The following is an 18,144-nucleotide window of genomic DNA, read 5'->3' as shown; positions in this document are numbered from 1 at the left end:
CGCGCGGGTGATTGACGGACATAAAGACTTGTTTATATGATTATCCGATGAGCGGGGGTGGAAGACTTTCGACACTTTTTCAGGCGCTTGCCGATCCCACCCGCTTGCGCATCCTCTCGCTCGTCCGCTCAATGGAGCTGGCAGTGGGCGAACTGGCGGGTGCACTGGGGCAGAGCCAGCCGCGCGTGTCGCGCCACTTGCGGATCCTCGAGGAAGCCGGATTGATCCGCCGCCGAAGGGAAGGGGCCTGGGTGTTCGTCGAAATGGGTGATTCGGCGCTCACCGGGCCGCTCGCCGAACTGATCGACGAAGCCACCAACGAGGAAGATCGGCGCCGTTTTGCCGAGGATGCGGCGCGGCTGGAGGCGGTGCGCGACGAACGCGCCGAGGCCGCCGAGCGATGGTTCGCCGAGAAAGCGGGCGAGTGGGACCAACTCCGTTCGCTCCATGTCGAGGAAGCGCGGATGGAAAGCGCCATCGCCCGGGCACTGGGACCCGGGCCGTTGGGCCGCCTCGTCGACATCGGGACCGGCACGGGGCGCATGATCCAGCTGTTCTCGGCGCGGGCGAGCGAGGCCATCGGTATCGACCGGAGCACCGAGATGCTTCGGCTCGCGCGGGTCAAGCTCGACGCAGCGGGCGTCACCAATGCCAGTCTGCGCCAGGGCGACATGTTCGCGCTGCCGCTCCGCGATGCCTCGGCCGACTGCGTCATCCTGCACCTTGTCCTTCATTATGCCGAGAACCCCGCCAAGGCGATCAGCGAAGCGGCGCGTATTCTCAAGCCCGGCGGGCAGATGCTGATCGCAGATTTCGCCCCCCATGATCATGAGGAATTGCGCAAGGTTCATCGCCATCGTCGGCTGGGCTTTTCCGACCGCGCCATGGCCGACTGGCTCGCCGCCGCAGGGCTCGAAGGCGACGATCCGGTCAAGCTGGAGGGTGGCCAATTGACGGTGAGCATCTGGCGCGCCGAGCAGCCGGGTCGCCGCGACGGCGGAAGGAGAGCGGCATGAATCTTACTTCCACGCCCGCACCCGCGCCCTTGTTCGAGCGCTGCCATGGCGACATCGACGTGAGCTTCGAATTCTTCCCGCCGCGCAGCGAAGCGATGCAGGAGCGGCTGTGGCAGTCGATCGGCAGGCTGGCGCCGCTCGAGCCGCGTTTCGTGTCGGTCACCTATGGTGCGGGCGGCTCCACCCGCGAGCGTACCCATTCGACCGTCAAGCGCATCCTCGAGGAAACCGACCTCACGCCTGCCGCGCATCTCACCTGCGTCGATGCCAGCCGCGAGGAAGTGCAGGAAGTCGCGCGCGACTATTGGGATGCGGGGGTGCGCCATATCGTCGCGCTGCGCGGCGATCCGCCTGATGGCCAGCCGTTCAGCGCGCATCCCGACGGCTATGCCAATGCCGCCGAACTGGTCGCGGGCCTCAAGGAAGTGGCCGATTTCGACATTTCGGTCGCCGCCTATCCCGAAGGCCATCCCGAAGCGCGCAGCGCCGATGCCGACCTCGATCACCTGCTGCGCAAGATCGACGCGGGGGCCGAGCGGGCAATCACGCAATTCTTCTTTTCCGCCGATGCCTTCTTCCGGCTGCGCGATGCGCTGGCGGCGAGGGGCCGCAACATCGAGCTGGTGCCCGGCGTCCTGCCCGTTACCAATGTCGAACGGACGCGCGAATTCGCGCGCAAATGCGGGTCGGCCATTCCCGACTGGCTCGACCAAAAGTTCGAGGGGCTCGATGCGCTTCCCGATGCGCGGCGGCTGGTCGCGGCGACGGTGGCGACCGAGATGTGCGGGCGACTCTATGCGGGCGGGGTGCGCCATTTCCATTTCTACACGCTCAACCGGGCGAGCCTCAGCTGGACCATCTGCCATATGCTGGGGGTCAAGGGGTGAGCGCCGCCCGACGCTTCCGCGACATGGCCGCGCGGCGGGTGTTGGTGAAGGACGGCGCCTATGGCACCGCGATCCAGTCACTGGGGTTGGGCGAAGCGGATTTCGCGGGCGACGTCGCGACCAACGGGCCGCAGCAGGGCAATAACGACCTTCTCAACCTCACCGCCCCCGAAGCGGTCGAGCAGATCTGTCGCGGCTTTGCCGAAGCCGGAGCGCATGTCCTTGCCACCAACAGCTTCAACGCCAATGCGATCAGCCAGGCCGATTATGGCGCGGGTCACCTGGTGGGCGACGTCAACCGCTCCGCGGCGGCGATCACGCGGCGCATCGCCGACGAATTCTCCAGCGCCGATGCGCCCCGCTTCGTCGCGGGAGCGGTCGGGCCGACCAACAAGACCCTGTCGCTTTCCCCCGACGTATCCGATCCCGCCTATCGCGAGATCGACTTCGACGAGCTGGTCGCAGTCTATGCCGAGCAGGTCGAGGCGCTCGCCCAAGGCGGAGTGGATTTCATCCTCATCGAGACGATCTTCGACACGCTCAACGCCAAGGCGGCGATCGTGGCGGTGCGCGAAGTCGAGGAAAAGCTGGGCGGGTCGCTGCCGATGATGCTGTCGATGACGCTCACTGACCTGTCGGGGCGCAACCTGTCGGGCCATACGGTCGAGGCATTCTGGGCGATGGTCGCCCATGCCGAGCCCTTGACCATCGGGCTCAACTGCAGCTTCGGCGCTCATGCGCTTCGCCCGCATCTCAAGGCCTTGAGCGGCCGGGCGTCGGGGCTTGTCATGGCCTATGCCAATGCCGGGCTTCCCAATGATCTGGGCGAATATGAGGAAGGCCCCGAACAGACCGCCGCACAGGTCGCCGAATGGCTCGACGAAGGGCTGGTCAATGTCGTGGGGGGCTGTTGCGGGACGACCGCCGAACATATCGCGGCGATCGCCGAGGTGGCCGGAAAGGCCCGTCCCCGCGAGCCGCGGCCTGCCGACCCCGCATTGTGGCTCGCAGGGCAATCGCCGCTTCGGGTGGCGTCATGAGCCGGATCGACCCGCCTGCCGCCGACCAGGTCGCGAGCCGCTTCGTGATGATCGGCGAGCGCACCAATGTCACGGGCTCGGCACGTTTTCGAAAGTTGATCAGCCAGGGTGATTATGATGCTGCGGTGGAAGTCGCCCGGACGCAGGTCGCCAATGGCGCGCAGATCATCGACGTGAATATGGACGAAGCGCTGCTCGACAGCGAGCAGGCAATGACCATCTTCCTCAAGCGCATCGCCGCCGAACCCGACATCGCCGCCGTGCCGGTGATGATCGACAGTTCACGCTGGTCGGTGATCGAGGCCGGGCTGAAGGTCGTGCCGGGCAAGCCGATCGTCAATTCGATCAGCCTCAAGGAAGGGGAGGAGGCTTTCCTCGACCTGGCGCGCAAGGTGCGGAACCATGGCGCGGCGGTGGTGGTCATGGCCTTCGATGAGAAAGGACAGGCCGACACCCGGGCGCGCAAGGTGGAAATCTGCCAGCGGGCCTATCGGCTTTTGACCGGGGACGGATTTCCGGCCGAGGACATCATCTTCGATCCCAATATCTTCGCGGTGGCAACCGGGATCGACGAGCATCGCCGCTATGCGGTCGATTTCATCGATGCGTGCCGCGATCTGAAAAAGCTCTGCCCCGGGGCGCATCTGTCGGGCGGGCTCTCCAACTTGAGTTTCTCCTTCCGCGGCAATGAAGTGGTGCGCCGCGCGTTGCACAGCGTCTTTCTCTATCATGCCATTCCCGCCGGGCTGGACATGGCGATTGTCAATGCCGGGCAGCTCGACGTCTATGACGAGATCGACCCCCAGCTCCGCAATGCGTGCGAGGCGGTGATTTTCGACCGCGATTCCGGGGCGACCGAGCGGCTCGTGGGCCTGGCGCAGGAAAGCGCCGGCAGTGGCACCAAGGAGGAGGGACAGGACGAGGCGTGGCGCGATGCGCCGGTGGGCGAGCGGCTGACCCATGCGCTCGTCCGAGGCATCGACCGCCATGTCGTCGAAGATGTCGAGGAAGCGCGGCAGGCGATGGGGCGCGCGATCCTGGTCATCGAGGGGCCGCTGATGGACGGGATGAACCGCGTCGGCGACCTTTTCGGCTCGGGCCAGATGTTCCTGCCGCAGGTGGTGAAATCGGCGCGGGTGATGAAGAAAGCGGTCGCCCAGCTTCTTCCACATATCGAGGCCGAAAGCGATGGCGGCGCGCGCTCGGGCAAGGGGCGGATCGTGATGGCGACGGTGAAAGGCGATGTGCACGACATCGGCAAGAATATCGTCGGCGTGGTGCTGCAATGTAATGGCTATGAGATTATCGACCTCGGGGTGATGGTCGGCTGGCCCGACATCCTGGCCGCGGCGAAACGGCATGATGCCGACATGATCGGCCTGTCGGGCCTCATCACGCCCAGCCTCGATGAAATGGTCGCCAATGCGAGCGAAATGGAACGCGAGGGCCTGTCGATCCCCTTGCTGATCGGCGGCGCGACCACCAGCCGGGTGCATACCGCGCTCAAGATCGCGCCCGAATATTCGGGTCCGGTCGTGCATGTGAACGATGCCAGCCGCGCGGTCGGGGTGGCGGGAAAGCTGATGGGGGACGAGCGTGCGCCTTTCGCCAGCGAGGTGGGCGAGGAATATGCGGCGATCCGCGAAGGGCGGGCAAAGCGCGGCAAGAGCCCGCTCCTCCCTCTTTCCGAAGCGCGTTCGAATGCGGCGCCGATCGACGAAGCGGACAAGGCTCCGCCGCCGCGCGAAGCGGGTCCGCATCGGTTCGACCGTTGGCCGCTCGGCGATCTGCGGCGCTTCATCGACTGGACACCTTTCTTCCGCAGCTGGGAATTGCACGGCACCTATCCCGCCATCCTCGAGGACGTGGTGGTAGGGGCAAGCGCGCGCGAGCTCCATTCCGATGCGCAGGCGATGCTCGACCGGTTGATCGAAGAGGAATGGCTGACTGCGCGCGGCGTCGCCGCGATCTGGCCCGCGCATCGCGATGGCGACGATATCATCGCGGACGGGACGCGTTTGCCCATGCTGCGCCAGCAGGTGAAGAAGCGCGAAGGACGTAGCAATGACTGCCTCGCCGATTTCATCGCCGAAAAGGACGACCATCTCGGCGGCTTCGCGGTGGCAATCCACGGAGCCGCCGAGAAGGCCCGTGCCTTCGAGAGCCAGGGCGATGATTACCAGGCGATCCTCTTGAAGGCGCTCGCCGACCGGCTGGCCGAAGCCTTTGCCGAGCGGCTGCACGCCCATGTGCGCACCCGATTGTGGGGTTATGCGCCCGAGGAGCATCTGACCAACGAGCAGTTGATCGCGGAGAAATATCAGGGGATCCGGCCGGCGCCGGGCTATCCGGCCTGTCCCGATCATAGCCTCAAGCCACTGCTGTTCGAGCTACTCGGCGGTGATCCTGCGGGCATCGAATTGACCGAGACCTTCGCGATGTGGCCTGCCAGCGCGGTGAGCGGCTTCTATCTTGCGCATCCACAGGCGCGCTATTTCGGGGTGGCGCGGATCGGGGAAGACCAGCTGGCTGATTATGCGCGGCGGTGCGGCGTCGAGGTCGAGGAAGCCCGCGAGATGCTGCGCGCCAATCTCGACGATGGGGCCGCGGCAAGCTAGGGGCGCGGCATGTTGATGCGCCTGCTACTGATTCTGGCTGCTTTTTTCACTGCCCTTCCTGCCGCCGCGCAGGACACGCATCTCGTTCCGCAGCTGCTCGCCGAAGGGCCGCTGCCTCTTGAAGGCGGCGAAGTGACGCTGGCGCTGCATTTCAAGACCGAGCCCGGCTGGCATGGCTATTGGCTCAACCCCGGCGATGCGGGGCTGCCGCTCAGCGTCGATTGGACCCTGCCGGAAGGCGCGTCGATCTCCGACTTCCAATATCCGACGCCCGTGCGCTTCGATGCCTTCGGGCTGGTGAACTATGTCTACAAGAAGGACCATGCGCTGCTCGCGACCCTGCGGGTGCCCCAAGCGCCTGCGGGCGCCCTGACGATCCGGGGCGAAGGGCGCTGGCTCGCCTGCACCGACAAGGTCTGCGTGCCCGAAAAGGGGAGTTTCTCGCTGGTTCTTCCGGTAGGCGAAGGTCCCGACCGCAGCGCCGAGTTCGACCAGTTCCGTCGCAAGCTGCCTCGCCCGATCGCCACTCCCGCGACTTTCGAGGCCCAAGGCGATCGCCTGTCGCTTGCCATTCCGGTGCCCGCCAGCCTCGAAATCGGCAAGCCCGAGATCTTCATCGCCGAAAATGGAGTGGTCGATTATGCCGCGCCCTACCGCTTCCGGCGCGTGGGCGACCAGTTGGTGGCCGACCTGGTCCGAAAGGGCGAAGCGGTGCCCGAGAGCGTCAGCGGCGTGCTTGCCATCGACGGGGGGCAGGGACTGTCCTTCACGGCCATGCCGGGCGACGTGCCGGGCGGCGGAAAGTCGGTCGGCGAAGCGGGGCTGGCGGTTGTCCTCATCGCGATCGCGGGGGCGCTGGTCGGCGGCATGCTTCTCAACCTCATGCCCTGCGTCTTTCCCATCCTTGCGATGAAGGCGGTGCACCTCGGGCGCGCGGGCGGCGATCCGCGCGAGGCACGGCGCGATGCGCTCGGCTATCTGGCCGGTGCGGTAATCGGGACCGCTTCGCTGGGCCTTCTGCTTCTGGCGATCCGCGCGGGAGGCAATGCCGCGGGCTGGGCCTTCCAGCTGCAGGACCCGCGAACCATCTTCATCCTGCTGCTTCTGGCCGCGGCGATCACCTTCAATCTTGCGGGGCTGTTCCGACTGCCGGTGCTGGCGGGTAATGTGCGTACCAGTGGCAGTGTCGGCACCGGTGCGCTGGCCGCCTTCGTCGCGACGCCCTGCGCGGGGCCGTTCCTGGGGGCGGCGCTCGGGACCGCGCTCATTCTTCCTGCCATGGGCGCGCTCGGCGTGTTTGCCGCGCTCGGGCTTGGCCTTGCTCTTCCCTTCGTGCTGGTCGCTTTTGTCCCGGCGCTTCGCCGCCGCCTGCCGAGCCCCGGTCCGTGGATGGCGCGCTTCCAGCGCTGGCTGGCGATTCCCATGGCAGCGACCGTGGCCGCGACGCTGTGGCTGCTGTGGCGGTTGAGCGGTGAGACGGCGCTCTGGCTGGGCGTCGCGGCAGTGCTGCTGCTCGGCCTGCTTTTATGGCTGTCGAACAAGGCGCGCTGGCTCGGCTGGGCAGCGCTGGTCGCGGGGCTTGCCATGGCGACAGGCGGCGCGATGCTCCTGCCGGATCGGCCCTCCGCCGAAAGCCGCATTCCCGAAGGCACTCTCGCCTGGAGCGAGGAAGCGGTCGCGAAGGCGCGAAACGAGGGCAAGACCGTCTTCGTCTATTTCACCGCCGACTGGTGCCTGACCTGCAAGGCCAATGAAGCCGGCGCGATTCAGCGCGATGCGGTGCAGGAAGTGTTCGACGAGGCGGGAGTGGTCACCTTCGTCGGCGACTGGACCGATGGCGATCCGGCGATCACCCGCTTCCTCGAGGAAAGGGGACGCGCGGCGGTGCCACTCTACCTCTGGTATGCGCCGGGAGCGGAGGAGCCCGAGGAACTGCCCCAGATCCTCACGCCCTCCATGCTCATCAGCCGCGCTCAGTCGCGCGAATAGACTTTCCGTCCGCCGACCCAGGACTGGAGCACCTGCGTTTCGGCCAGTGCATCGGCATCGACTGCCGTGGGATCGCGGTCGACGATGATGAAATCGGCATATTGGCCTGCCTCGAGGCTGCCGAACTTCTTTTCGGCAAACCCGGCATGGGCCGCGCCCGTGGTGAAGGCGGCAAGCGCCTGTCCGAAGCTCAATTTTTCGTTCGCGAGCCATCCGCCCTGCGGCTGGCCCTTGGCGTCCTCGCGGCTGATGGCGACCTTCAGCCCGACAAAGGGGTTGGGATGTTCGACCGGAAAGTCCGAACCGAAGGCCAGCCGTGCGCCGGAATCGAGGATCGATTTCCAGGCATAGGCGGCGCCCAGCCGGTCGGGGCCGAGGCGCTTTTCAGCCATCTGCCAGTCCGAGCTCTGGTGGACGGGCTGCATCGATGCGATGATCCCCGCCCGGGCGATGCGCGGCAGGTCGGCAGGGTCGAGGATCTGGACATGCTCGATCCGGTGGCGGGCATTGTCGCCGCCGCCCAGCCGTTCGAAAATGCCGATCACCGTGTCGTTGGCGGCATCGCCGATCGCGTGGATCGCCATCTGGAAACCGCGGCTGGCCCCGGTGATCGCCTGCTGTTCGAGGAGCGGCATCGGCGTGACCGGTAGGCCGCTGCTGGCCGGAGCATCCTCATAAGGCTGCTTGAGGAGCGCGCCGCGTGAACCGAGCGCGCCGTCCGAGTAAAGCTTGATGCCGCCCATCCGCAGCTTGCCGTCATAGAGCCAGGGCGTGGGGCCGGTGCCCGCGATGGTCAGCGCGGGCTCGAGCCCGCCCGAATAGCTCATGATGCGGAGCTTGAGGCTGCCTCGGTCGCCCGCACGGCGCATCGCGTGCCAGTCGCCTACGGCGGTACCCATGTCGGCGACCGCGGTGAGGCCATGGGACAATGCGAATTGCTGCGCCGCCGCCAAGGCAAGGTCGAGCGTGGCGGCATCGTTCTGTGGAACCGCCTTCGCCACCAACTGCTCGGCGGTGTCGATGAACAGGCCGGTGGGCTGGCCGTCCTCGCCCATCACCATTTCGCCCCCTTCGGGAACGGTGGACGCGGCAGTGACGCCCGCGGCTTTCATCGCCGCGCTATTGGCGATGGCGGCATGGCCGTCGACGCGGCCCAGCCAGACCGGGCGATCGGGAACGACCGCGTCGAGGTCGCTGGCGCGCGGCATCCGCCCGTCGGCGAACAATTCCTGGTTCCAGCCACGACCGGTAATCCAGGGAAGGTCGGGGTTGGCCGCCGCATAGTCGGCGACCCGCTGCTTAAGCTCGGCAATCGAGGCGGTTCCCGTGAGGTCGAGCTGCATGGTCGCAAGGCCCAGGCCGATGACATGGCCATGCGCATCGATGAGGCCCGGCATCATCGTGCGCCCTTCCATGTCGAGCACGAAATCGGCCTCGGGCCGTTCCACGCCTTGAGCAACGAGCTGCACGACCTTGCCGTCGTCGGAGACGAGGAGAGCGTCGAACCGTTCGATCCGTCCCTCTTCGTCGGCGCGCAGGCCGTTCACATTATCATAGAGCGTGTCGGCGCTGGCAGGCGCCGCAAGGGCGACGAGGGCGACGGTGGCAAGCAGAGTACGCATGAGGATCTTCCCGGACGATAGTTGAGCTTTGCGCCCCGCATAGCATTGTCGGCGCGATGCGGAAGGGCTAGGCGCAAGCCTTATGAGCGTAACCATCGACGATATCCGCGCCGCCGCCGCCCGCATCGAGGGTCAGGTGGTCAGGACGCCCATGAACCTGAGCCGCACCCTTTCCGACATCGCGGGAGCGGAAATCTGGCTCAAGTTTGAGAATCTCCAGTTCACCGCCGCCTACAAGGAGCGGGGCGCGCTCAACAAGCTGTTGCAGCTCACCGATGATGAGAAGAAGCGCGGCGTGATCGCGGCTTCGGCGGGCAATCATGCGCAGGCGGTCGCCTATCATGGTGCGCGCCTCGGCATCCCGGTCACCATCGTGATGCCCGAGCCCACGCCCACCATCAAGGTCGTCCAGACCGAACAGCATGGCGCGCATGTCGTCCTGCACGGGCGGGTCTATGACGATGCCTATGCCCATGCCCGCTCGCTCGAGGAAGAGGGCGGGCTGGTGTTCGTCCATCCTTTCGACGATCCCGAGGTGATCGCGGGGCAGGGGACCATTGCGCTCGAGATGCTCGAGGCCGCGCCCGACCTCGATTGCCTCGTCGTGCCGATCGGCGGCGGCGGGCTGATGAGCGGGATCGCCACCGCCGCCAAGGCGATCAGGCCCGATATCGAGATGATCGGGGTCGAGGCGCTGATGTTTCCGGCGATGAAGAATGTCATCGAAGGCAATGCGCTCGAACTGGGCGGAGACACGCTGGCCGAAGGGATCGCGGTCAAGGACCCGGGCTATCTCACCCGCGAGATCATCCGCGAGAAGGTGAAGCGGATCGACCTCGTTCCCGAGGCCGCGATCGAGCATGCCGTCGCTCTACTGGTCGGAATCGAGAAGACCGTGGTCGAAGGCGCGGGCGCGGCGGGGCTGGCGGCGATTCTCGAGGAGCCCGACAAATATCGCGGCCGCAAGGTCGGCACCGTTCTGTGCGGCGGTAATATCGACAGCCATCTGCTCGCCAATGTGCTGGTCCGCGAACTGGTGCGTTGCGGGCGCATCGCGCGGCTGCGCATCGCGGCGCAGGATCGTCCGGGCGCGCTGGCGGCGATCACCCGCATTTTCCACGAATGCGGGGTCAATATCATCGAGACCAACCATCACCGCGTGTTCACCGCGCTGCCCGCCAAGGATTCGCTGATCGAAGTGGAATGCGAAGCGCGCGACAGCGAAGCGATCGACCAGCTGATCGAGCGGCTTCGCGCCGCCGAGTTCAAGGTCGAACGCACCACCATCATGCGCGACTGACCGACTTCCTGCCGAGCCTTGCGCTGTCCGAAAGCGGGACAGGCAGCCGGATTAACGCTGAAAAGCGGGCCCATCCGCTTTTCAAATGCGTTTCGACCCCGCATAGGCTATTAAGGAACTGGTAACCAATTGGCAGGAGTCGACCGGCGGTGAGCGCACCATTTCGCTTTCCGAAATTCTTCGTCACCAATCCTGCGCCTTGTCCCTATCTCGAGGGGAAGGTGGAGCGAAAGGTGTTTACCGAGCTCAATGGTCGCCATGCCGCCGAACTCAACGAAGCTCTGGGCCGGATCGGTTTTCGCCGCTCGCAGTCGGTCGCCTACCGGCCGTCCTGCGTTGAATGTTCGGCCTGCGTCTCGGTGCGCGTGCGCACCGCCGATTTCGCGCCGACCCGATCGCAGCGCCGCCTCATTCGCCGCAATGCCGATATCGAGGTGACCGCCTGCAAGCCCTGGACGACCGACGAGCAATATCAGCTTCTCCAGCACTATCTCGCGCATCGTCATCCCGGCGGCGGAATGGCCGAGATGGACGAGCATGATTATGCCGACATGGTCGAGCAGACGCCGGTCCAGACCTATGTGGTCGAATATCGCGAGCCTGCAGGCGAGGACGGCCAGCCGGGCAAGCTGATCGGGGCTTGCCTGTCGGACCAGCAGGGCGACGGCCTGTCGATGATCTACAGTTTCTTCGATACCGGTCCCGACGCGCGCCAGGGCCTCGGCAACTATATCATCCTCGACCATATCCTGCGCGCCAAGCGGGCGGGGCTTCCCTATGTCTATCTCGGTTATTGGGTCGAGGGATCGGACCGCATGGCCTACAAGGCCAAGTTCCGCCCGCTCGAAAGGCTTGGCCGCGATGGCTGGCGCCCCATGGAAGAACCGCGCTCCGCCGATCCTGCCGAACGGCGCAAGGACCTGCCGGCAAGGACACCGAGCCAGCGGACGCTGCCGCTTAAATAAACTTCTTGCGGTTGCTAACGGTCCGGGTCACGCGCTCATAGGGTCAAAAAGAAAGGGCGGCGTTCCCCCCGGACGCCGCCCTTAGCCCCATTGGCTCCCGCCAGACTTTCTAATTCTTTCAGGCCGCCGCTTCGTCGGCGCCCTTGTCTTCTTCCTGGTCGCGCAGCACATAGCCGCGGCCCCAGACCGTCTCGATATAATTGTCGCCCCCGCAAGCGAGGCTCAATTTCTTGCGAAGCTTGCAGATGAAGACGTCGATGATCTTGAGTTCGGGCTCGTCCATCCCGCCATAGAGATGGTTGAGGAACATTTCCTTGGTGAGCGTGGTGCCCTTGCGGAGCGAGAGAAGCTCCAGCATCGCATATTCCTTGCCCGTAAGGTGGACGCGGTTGCCATCCACTTCGACCGTCTTGGCATCGAGGTTGACCGCCAGCTTGCCGGTGCGGATGACCGACTGCGAATGGCCCTTCGAACGGCGGACGATCGCGTGGATGCGGGCAACGAGTTCGTCGCGGTGGAAAGGCTTGGTGACATAATCGTCGGCGCCGAAGCCCAGCGCGCGCACCTTGGAATCCATTTCGCCGATGCCCGACAGGATGAGGACCGGCGTCTGCACCTTGGCGGTGCGCAGTTTCTTCAGGACGTCATAACCGTGCATATCGGGCAGGTTGAGGTCGAGAAGAATGATGTCGTAATCGTAGAGCTTGCCCAGATCGAGGCCCTCTTCGCCCAGATCGGTGGTGTAGGTGTTGAAGCCTTCGGTCGACAACATGAGCTCAATGCTCTGCGCGATCGTGGCCTCATCTTCGATCAGGAGTACCCGCATCTGTTCTTTCCCCCGTTACTGCGCCCGACTTCAGCACCGGTTCGTGCAAAATCCCTGCGGGCCTTTAACGACGTCTAAGCGTCCATTAACCATGACCTATCTGGCGGCAAAAGGTTAACAAAGGTTGAAAAGGTTAATTTTTGTTCTTTTTGCGGGGGCGTGACCCCAAAGACTCAGTTTCGATCAAGGCTTGTCTGTAGGGAAACGCCATGCGAGGGCGCGTTCCATGTCCCTGGAAGACCATATTCTTTTCGTCGATGCCGACGTCATTTTGCTCGACAAGCCCGCGGGCCTGCCGGTCGATGCACCCCGCAAGGGCGGCGACAGCATCGAGGCGCGGATCGATGAATTGCGCCTCAACTACAAGCGGCCGCCGGTTGCGATGCACCGGCTCGACCAGGACACGTCGGGCTGCCTGCTTTTTGCCCGCCACCAGCCGGCGCGGCGCTGGTTCCAGCAGGTGTTCGAACAGCATCTTGCCGAGAAAAGCTATGTCGCGCTGGTTGGCGGCGAAGTCGGCGAGGAGGAAGGGGTGATTGAACTTCCGCTGTCCAAGCAGTCGAGCGCCGAGAGTGGCTGGAAGATGGTGGGCGATCCCGATGGAAAGCCCGCGCGGACGCGCTGGCGCAGGCTTGCGGTGCGCGAGGACAGAAGCCTTGTCCTTTTCATGCCGCTGACGGGGCGCACCCATCAGATCCGCGTGCATGCGCGCGAGGGGCTGGGCCATGGCATCATCGGCGACCGCGTCTACGGCTATCCCGGCGGCGAGATGATGCTCCACGCCTGGAAGCTGACGGTGCCGCGCAAGAAAGGCGATCCGCTGGAAGGCGTCGCGCCGCTGCCCGAGCGCTTTGCGGAATGGAAGAATGATGTCGCCGGATGAGGTGCGCATCCCCGAGGAAGCGCTGAGCGAGACCTTCCTCGCGGGGACCGGGCCGGGCGGTCAGCATGCCAACACCTCGGAAACGGGCGTCCAGCTTCGTGTCCGGCTGGCGGCTTTGGGGCTGGCGCCGCGCGTCCTCAATCGCTTGCGCCATATCGCGGGGAGCAAGGTCACCAAGGACCGGGCCGATATCATCATCACCTGCAAGGCCTCGCGCAGCCAGGACAGCAATCGGGAGGAAGCGCGCGCGCGGCTTGCCGAGATGATTGCCAAGGCCCATGTGCAGCCCAAGAAGCGCAGGAAAACGAAACCGAGCCGTGCCGCCAAGGCCAAGCGCGTCGACGCCAAGGTGAAGCGCGGGCAGACCAAGAAATTGCGCGGGAAGGTGCAGCACTGATGTATGATTTCGCGATCGACACGAGCGACAAGGCCGCCATGTATGACGAGTTGGCAAAGGCGCTCGAGGCGCTCGTCACCGGTGAGAAGGACGGCATCGCCAACATGGCCAATGCCTCGGCACTGATCTGGGAAACACTGCCCGACCTCAACTGGGCGGGCTTTTACCGCAATGTCGGCGGCGAACTGGTGCTGGGGCCTTTCCAGGGGCGCGCGGCCTGCATCCGCATTCCCTTCGGCAAGGGCGTGTGCGGCATGGCGGCCCAGACGGGCGAGGTGCAGCGCGTCGCCGATGTCCATGCCTTCTCAGGACATATCGCCTGCGATTCTGCTTCGAACAGCGAACTGGTGGTGCCGCTCGTCAAGGATGGCGAATTGATCGGCGTGCTCGATCTCGACAGTCCCAAGCCCGACCGGTTCGACGAGGATGACGAGGCAGGCTGCGTTCGGCTGGCCGAAGTGCTGGTCGGCGCGTTCTAGCTCAATTCCTCGATCCGGTCGTCGTCCATCCCGCCCGGGATGAGGAGGACGGGGCAGGGCAGGTCGCCCGCGCCTTCACCGGTGAAATATTTGACGATCGGCCCCGGATTGGCACCGGGCGCGGCGCCAAGCACCAGCGCGGCGACATCGTCGCGCTCGGCGATTTCCTTGCAGATGACCTTGATGCTGTCGCCCGATCGGACGGTGATCTTGGGCTTGACGCCGGTTTCCTCGACCAGTTCGCCCACCGTCGAAGCGATGGTGGCCTCGAGGCGTAGCCGTTCTTCTTCTTCCATTGCTGCCTGTACGCCGCCCCAGGCCGCGAAATCCTGCGGCTCGACCACGGCGAGCACTTCGACCTTGCGGTCGGTCTTGGCAGCGCGGCGCGCGGCGAAGCGGAGCGCGAGACGGGCCTCGGGCGCTTCTTTCATGATCACCAGATAGGTGTTCGACACGCATGGCCCTCCTTTTGCCCCCGACTGCCGGTCAGGCTGCGCGAAAAGCGCGGCGCGTGCAAGCGTGGAGCGTCCACGGGCCTTGACCGCACCGCCCCTGATGCGCTTGTGGGATGCCGATCAACAAGGGAAAGAATCTTCACGATGGCCACCGAACTCAAAATGCCTGCCTTGTCTCCGACGATGGAGGAAGGAACGCTTGCCAAATGGCTGGTCAAGGAAGGCGACGAGGTGGCCTCGGGCGATCTCCTCGCCGAGATCGAGACCGACAAGGCGACGATGGAATTCGAGGCGGTCGACGAAGGCACCGTGCTCAAGATCCTCGTCGAGGAAGGCACTGACAATGTCGCCGTCGGCACGGTCATCGCGATGCTGGGCGAGGAAGGCGAGAGCGTCGATGCGCCCGCCGCCGCGCCTGCCAAGCAAGAGAAGAAGGAAGAGAAGGCCGAGGCCCAGCCCGCGCAGAAGGGCTATGGTCGCGACGAAGCGCCCAAGCCCGAGAAAAAGGCCGTTCCCGCCGAGGCCGAAGGCGTCAAGGCGCCCGCCGCGCCGCGCAAGGACGGCGAACGGGTGAAGGCCTCGCCGCTGGCACGCCGCCTCGCCGAAGCGCAGGGCATCGACCTCACCAACATCAAGGGTTCGGGACCGGGTGGACGGATCGTTCGCGCCGATCTTGGCGACAAGGCAGGCGGAGCCGCCGCTGCGCCGCAGAAAGCCGCCGCACCCACGCCGCAGGCACAGACGGTCGATCCGGGCGACATTCCGCACAGCGTCGAGAAGCTGTCGAACATGCGCAAGACGATCGCGCGCCGCCTGACCGAAGCGAAGCAACAGATCCCGCACATCTATCTCACCGTCGATATCCGGCTCGACAAGCTTCTGAAGCTGCGCAGCGAAATGAATGCGGGCCTCGAAAGCCGCGGCATCAAGCTGTCGGTCAACGACATGCTCATCAAGGCGCTGGGCGTCGCGTTGATGGAAGTGCCCGAATGCAATGTCAGCTTCGGCGACGGCGAACTCATCAAATATGAGCGCGCCGATGTCTCGGTCGCGGTGAGCATCCCGGGCGGCCTCATTACCCCGATCATCGTCGGGGCCAATGACAAGTCGCTGTCGAAAATCTCGACCGAGATGAAGGAGCTGGCCGAGCGTGCCAAGGAAGGCAAGTTGCAGCCGCACGAATATCAGGGCGGCACCGCGAGCCTTTCGAACATGGGCATGTTCGGGATCAAGCAGTTCGATGCGGTGATCAATCCGCCCCAGGCGATGATCATGGCGATCAGCGCGGGCGAAAAGCGGCCCTATGTCATCGACGACAGCCTGCAGATCGCGACGGTGATGAGCGCCACCGGCAGCTTCGACCACCGCGCCATCGACGGCGCTGACGGCGCGCGGCTGATGAAAGTCTTCAAGGAACTGGTCGAGAATCCGCTGGGAATGGTGGCGTAGCAGGTCGGAAGGACGCCCGCTGTGCCTGAACCCCTCATCCGCGTCACGGCGATGCCGTCCGACACCAATCCCTATGGCGGGATTTTCGGCGGCTGGCTGATGAGCCAGATGGCGCTTGCGGCGGGCTCGCTCGCCTCGCGCCATTCGAAGGGCAAGGCGGTTGTGGTCGCCGCGACCGACCTCGAATTTCCCGGTGCGATGGAAGTGGGCGATGAACTCAGCGTCTATGCCGAAATGGAGCGCGAGGGGCGGACCTCGATGACCATCCGCGCCCGCGCGCTCGGGCGCGAGCGCGACGGCGAGGCCGAGCAGGAGGTCGCCAGCGGCCTTTTCACCTTCGTGGCGGTCGATGCCGACAATCGCAAGCGGCCCGTCCGCGATGGCTGAAGACCGGTGACGAAGGAGCTGTTGCGGGTGCTGGTGGCAGCGCTGGCTGCCGCGGCCCTGGTCCCCTTGCTCTTTCTCGCGCTCGACCAGTTCGGCGAATGGCAAAGCATCGGCGGCGATGATCTTGTCTTTGCCTATTCGCTCGCGGGGCCGTTCGCGCTCGCGGTCTGCATATTGCTGGCCTGGCCTGCCTATCGTTTCGCGCCGCGCGCATCGAGCGCGGCGGGGCGGCTGTTGTTCACGACGGCCATTTGCCTTATCGGGCCGGTCCTCATCCTCTATCCGCTGGTCGGGGAGTTTCCCTGGAAAGGCGGATTGGCGGGAGGGGCGAGCGCCATCATCTTCGTTCTCACCTTCCGTTTCGCGGATCGCCGGTCCGCAGGTCCAGATTTAGACAGGAGTTCGCCAAGTGGCTGACAATTACGATCTCATCGTCCTCGGCTCGGGGCCCGGCGGCTATGTTGCGGCGATCCGCGCGTCGCAGCTCGGCCTCAAGACCGCGATCGTCGAGCGCGAAAGCCTCGGCGGCATCTGTCTCAACTGGGGCTGCATTCCCACCAAGGCGCTGCTCCGCTCGGGCGAGGTGCTCCACAATATGAAGCATGCCGAGAAATATGGCCTGAAGGCCGAGGGCGTGGGCATGGACCTCGACAAGGTCGTCGCGCGCAGCCGCGCGGTCGCCAAGCAATTGAACCAGGGCGTCACCGGCCTGATGAAGAAGAACAAGATCGACGTCCACATGGGCACCGGCCATATCGACGGCGTCGGCAAGCTCACCATCACCGACGACAAGGGCAAGAAGAGCCAGCTTGCCGCCAAGCATATCATCGTCGCCACCGGCGCGCGGGCACGCGACCTGCCTTTCGCCAAGGCCGACGGGGAGCGCATCTGGACCTATCGCCACGCGATGGTACCCAAGGAAATGCCCAAGGACCTGCTGGTCATCGGCTCGGGCGCGATCGGAATCGAATTCGCGAGCTTCTACAATGACATGGGCGCCAATGTGACCGTCGTCGAGATGCTCGACCGGATCGTGCCGGTCGAGGATGACGATATTTCCGCCGAACTCGCCAAGAGCCTCAAGAAGCAGGGCATGGAAATCATGGCGGGCGCGGGGGTCGAGGACCTCAAGGCCGGAAAGTCGGGCGTCACCGCCAAGATCAAGGATGCCAAGGGCAAGGTCGAGGAGCGCAAATTCTCCCACTGCATCGTCGCCATCGGCATCCTGCCCAACACCGAGAATATCGGCCTCGACAAGCTCAAGGTGAAGACCACCAAGGGGCATATCGACACCGACGCCATGTGCCGCACTAATGTGAAGGGCATCTGGGCGATCGGCGATGTCACCGCGCCGCCCTGGCTGGCGCACAAGGCGAGCCATGAAGGCATCATCTGCGTCGAGGCGATCGCGCAGGAAATGGGCAACAAGGATGTTCATCCCCACGCGATGGACGTGAAGAATATCCCGGGCTGCACCTATTGCCATCCGCAGGTCGCCTCGGTGGGCATGACCGAGAAGGCCGCCAAGGAAGCGGGACACAAGGTCAAGGTCGGTAAATTCCCCTTCATCGGCAATGGCAAGGCGATCGCGCTGGGCGAGACCGAGGGCTTTATCAAGACCGTGTTCGATGCCGAGACGGGCGAACTCCTTGGCGCGCACATGATCGGCGCCGAAGTCACCGAACTCATCCAGGGTTATACCGTGGGCAAGCAGGCCGAACTGGTGGAAGAGGATTTCATGAACACCGTCTTCCCGCATCCCACGCTGAGCGAGATGATGCATGAAAGCGTCCTCGCGGCCTATGGGCGGGTGTTGCACATCTGACGCTTG

17 protein-coding genes are annotated in these 18,144 nt (G+C 64.9%); 14 read left to right on the top strand and 3 right to left on the bottom strand.

The window, feature by feature from the left end; translation table 11 throughout:
• Window positions 1-47 precede the first annotated feature (47 nt).
• The 5 genes from FHS50_RS06815 to FHS50_RS06795 are packed head-to-tail and all read left to right on the top strand — an operon-like array spanning window position 48 to window position 7,550.
• Window positions 48-1,016, top strand: coding sequence for an ArsR/SmtB family transcription factor (locus tag FHS50_RS06815; protein WP_183933580.1), 969 nt, complete (start codon window positions 48-50; stop codon window positions 1,014-1,016).
• Window positions 1,013-1,903 carry a methylenetetrahydrofolate reductase [NAD(P)H] gene (gene metF, locus FHS50_RS06810; RefSeq protein WP_183933579.1) on the top strand — a complete coding sequence of 297 codons (891 nt, stop codon included), beginning with the start codon at window positions 1,013-1,015 and terminating at the stop codon, window positions 1,901-1,903. Before FHS50_RS06815 ends, metF begins: the two co-directional genes overlap by 4 nt.
• Window positions 1,900-2,943, top strand: a complete 1,044-nt coding sequence (locus FHS50_RS06805) for a homocysteine S-methyltransferase family protein (protein WP_407696053.1) — start codon at window positions 1,900-1,902, stop codon at window positions 2,941-2,943. The genes metF and FHS50_RS06805 overlap by 4 nt, the downstream gene beginning before the upstream one ends.
• Window positions 2,940-5,561: a methionine synthase gene (gene metH / locus FHS50_RS06800; RefSeq protein WP_183933578.1), complete on the top strand. Its 2,622-nt coding sequence runs from the start codon at window positions 2,940-2,942 to the stop codon at window positions 5,559-5,561. Before FHS50_RS06805 ends, metH begins: the two co-directional genes overlap by 4 nt.
• A 9-nt stretch (window positions 5,562-5,570) precedes the next feature.
• Entirely contained in the window at window positions 5,571-7,550 is a 1,980-nt protein-coding gene (locus FHS50_RS06795; protein ID WP_246332984.1) for a protein-disulfide reductase DsbD family protein, read from the top strand.
• Here FHS50_RS06795 and FHS50_RS06790 read toward each other — a convergent pair.
• Window positions 7,535-9,172 (bottom strand): amidohydrolase, encoded by a 1,638-nt coding sequence (locus FHS50_RS06790; RefSeq protein WP_183933577.1) that lies wholly within the window; start codon window positions 9,170-9,172, stop codon window positions 7,535-7,537. The genes FHS50_RS06795 and FHS50_RS06790 overlap by 16 nt on opposite strands.
• An 82-nt stretch (window positions 9,173-9,254) precedes the next feature.
• On the opposite strand from FHS50_RS06790, the gene FHS50_RS06785 reads away from it, so the two are divergent.
• Together FHS50_RS06785 and FHS50_RS06780 are read left to right on the top strand one after the other, a co-directional pair.
• Window positions 9,255-10,472: a threonine ammonia-lyase gene (locus FHS50_RS06785; protein WP_183933576.1), complete on the top strand. Its 1,218-nt coding sequence runs from the start codon at window positions 9,255-9,257 to the stop codon at window positions 10,470-10,472.
• A 149-nt stretch (window positions 10,473-10,621) separates the two neighbouring features.
• Window positions 10,622-11,437 carry an arginyltransferase gene (locus FHS50_RS06780; protein ID WP_183933575.1) on the top strand — a complete coding sequence of 272 codons (816 nt, stop codon included), beginning with the start codon at window positions 10,622-10,624 and terminating at the stop codon, window positions 11,435-11,437.
• A 118-nt stretch (window positions 11,438-11,555) separates the two neighbouring features.
• Here the strand turns inward: FHS50_RS06780 and ctrA are convergent, their stop codons facing one another.
• Window positions 11,556-12,263 carry a response regulator transcription factor CtrA gene (gene ctrA / locus FHS50_RS06775; protein WP_183933574.1) on the bottom strand — a complete coding sequence of 236 codons (708 nt, stop codon included), beginning with the start codon at window positions 12,261-12,263 and terminating at the stop codon, window positions 11,556-11,558.
• A gap of 226 nt (window positions 12,264-12,489) precedes the next feature.
• Here ctrA and FHS50_RS06770 point away from each other — a divergent pair, with 226 nt between their 5' ends.
• The 3 genes from FHS50_RS06770 to FHS50_RS06760 are packed head-to-tail and all read left to right on the top strand — an operon-like array spanning window position 12,490 to window position 14,022.
• A complete protein-coding gene (locus tag FHS50_RS06770) occupies window positions 12,490-13,146 on the top strand; it encodes an RluA family pseudouridine synthase (protein ID WP_183933573.1) in 657 nt (218 codons plus the stop codon).
• Window positions 13,130-13,543 carry an alternative ribosome rescue aminoacyl-tRNA hydrolase ArfB gene (arfB, locus tag FHS50_RS06765; RefSeq protein WP_246332982.1) on the top strand — a complete coding sequence of 138 codons (414 nt, stop codon included), beginning with the start codon at window positions 13,130-13,132 and terminating at the stop codon, window positions 13,541-13,543. The genes FHS50_RS06770 and arfB overlap by 17 nt, the downstream gene beginning before the upstream one ends.
• Window positions 13,543-14,022, top strand: coding sequence for a GAF domain-containing protein (locus FHS50_RS06760; RefSeq protein WP_183933572.1), 480 nt, complete (start codon window positions 13,543-13,545; stop codon window positions 14,020-14,022). Before arfB ends, FHS50_RS06760 begins: the two co-directional genes overlap by 1 nt.
• Here FHS50_RS06760 and FHS50_RS06755 read toward each other — a convergent pair.
• Window positions 14,019-14,453 (bottom strand): universal stress protein, encoded by a 435-nt coding sequence (locus tag FHS50_RS06755; RefSeq protein ID WP_183933929.1) that lies wholly within the window; start codon window positions 14,451-14,453, stop codon window positions 14,019-14,021. The genes FHS50_RS06760 and FHS50_RS06755 overlap by 4 nt on opposite strands.
• Before the next feature lie 168 nt (window positions 14,454-14,621).
• Between FHS50_RS06755 and FHS50_RS06750 the strand changes: the two genes are divergently transcribed.
• From FHS50_RS06750 to lpdA, 4 genes are read left to right on the top strand one after another with little or no spacing between them, the layout of a single operon-like run.
• On the top strand, window positions 14,622-15,926 hold the full coding sequence (locus FHS50_RS06750) for a pyruvate dehydrogenase complex dihydrolipoamide acetyltransferase (RefSeq protein ID WP_183933571.1): 1,305 nt from the start codon (window positions 14,622-14,624) through the stop codon (window positions 15,924-15,926).
• 51 nt (window positions 15,927-15,977) lie between these two features.
• Entirely contained in the window at window positions 15,978-16,313 is a 336-nt protein-coding gene (locus FHS50_RS06745) for an acyl-CoA thioesterase (protein WP_183933928.1), read from the top strand.
• Between the two features lie 6 nt (window positions 16,314-16,319).
• Window positions 16,320-16,730, top strand: a complete 411-nt coding sequence (locus tag FHS50_RS06740) for a hypothetical protein (RefSeq protein WP_183933570.1) — start codon at window positions 16,320-16,322, stop codon at window positions 16,728-16,730.
• The gene (gene lpdA / locus FHS50_RS06735; protein WP_183933569.1) at window positions 16,723-18,138 is read left to right on the top strand and encodes a dihydrolipoyl dehydrogenase; all 1,416 of its coding nucleotides are present in this window, start codon (window positions 16,723-16,725) and stop codon (window positions 18,136-18,138) included. The genes FHS50_RS06740 and lpdA overlap by 8 nt, the downstream gene beginning before the upstream one ends.
• The last annotated feature ends 6 nt before the right edge of the window (window positions 18,139-18,144 follow it).

This window comes from Sphingomicrobium lutaoense, from assembly GCF_014195685.1.
GTDB classification, from domain to species: domain Bacteria; phylum Pseudomonadota; class Alphaproteobacteria; order Sphingomonadales; family Sphingomonadaceae; genus Sphingomicrobium; species Sphingomicrobium lutaoense.
This window is presented reverse-complemented; position numbering and strand designations above follow the sequence as displayed.

Excerpts from the sequence above, each read along its gene's own strand:
- FHS50_RS06760 (WP_183933572.1), top strand. The coding sequence starts at position 13,543 with ATGTATGATTTCGCGATCGACACGAGCGACAAGGCCGCCATGTATGAC.
- FHS50_RS06745 (WP_183933928.1), top strand. The coding sequence starts at position 15,978 with ATGCCGTCCGACACCAATCCCTATGGCGGGATTTTCGGCGGCTGGCTG.
- FHS50_RS06785 (WP_183933576.1), top strand. The coding sequence starts at position 9,255 with ATGAGCGTAACCATCGACGATATCCGCGCCGCCGCCGCCCGCATCGAG.
- metH (WP_183933578.1), top strand. The coding sequence starts at position 2,940 with ATGAGCCGGATCGACCCGCCTGCCGCCGACCAGGTCGCGAGCCGCTTC.
- ctrA (WP_183933574.1), bottom strand. The coding sequence starts at position 12,263 with ATGCGGGTACTCCTGATCGAAGATGAGGCCACGATCGCGCAGAGCATT.
- arfB (WP_246332982.1), top strand. The coding sequence starts at position 13,130 with ATGATGTCGCCGGATGAGGTGCGCATCCCCGAGGAAGCGCTGAGCGAG.
- FHS50_RS06790 (WP_183933577.1), bottom strand. The coding sequence starts at position 9,172 with ATGCGTACTCTGCTTGCCACCGTCGCCCTCGTCGCCCTTGCGGCGCCT.
- FHS50_RS06795 (WP_246332984.1), top strand. The coding sequence starts at position 5,571 with ATGTTGATGCGCCTGCTACTGATTCTGGCTGCTTTTTTCACTGCCCTT.
- FHS50_RS06750 (WP_183933571.1), top strand. The coding sequence starts at position 14,622 with ATGGCCACCGAACTCAAAATGCCTGCCTTGTCTCCGACGATGGAGGAA.
- FHS50_RS06770 (WP_183933573.1), top strand. The coding sequence starts at position 12,490 with ATGTCCCTGGAAGACCATATTCTTTTCGTCGATGCCGACGTCATTTTG.
- metF (WP_183933579.1), top strand. The coding sequence starts at position 1,013 with ATGAATCTTACTTCCACGCCCGCACCCGCGCCCTTGTTCGAGCGCTGC.
- FHS50_RS06755 (WP_183933929.1), bottom strand. The coding sequence starts at position 14,453 with ATGAAAGAAGCGCCCGAGGCCCGTCTCGCGCTCCGCTTCGCCGCGCGC.
- FHS50_RS06815 (WP_183933580.1), top strand. The coding sequence starts at position 48 with ATGAGCGGGGGTGGAAGACTTTCGACACTTTTTCAGGCGCTTGCCGAT.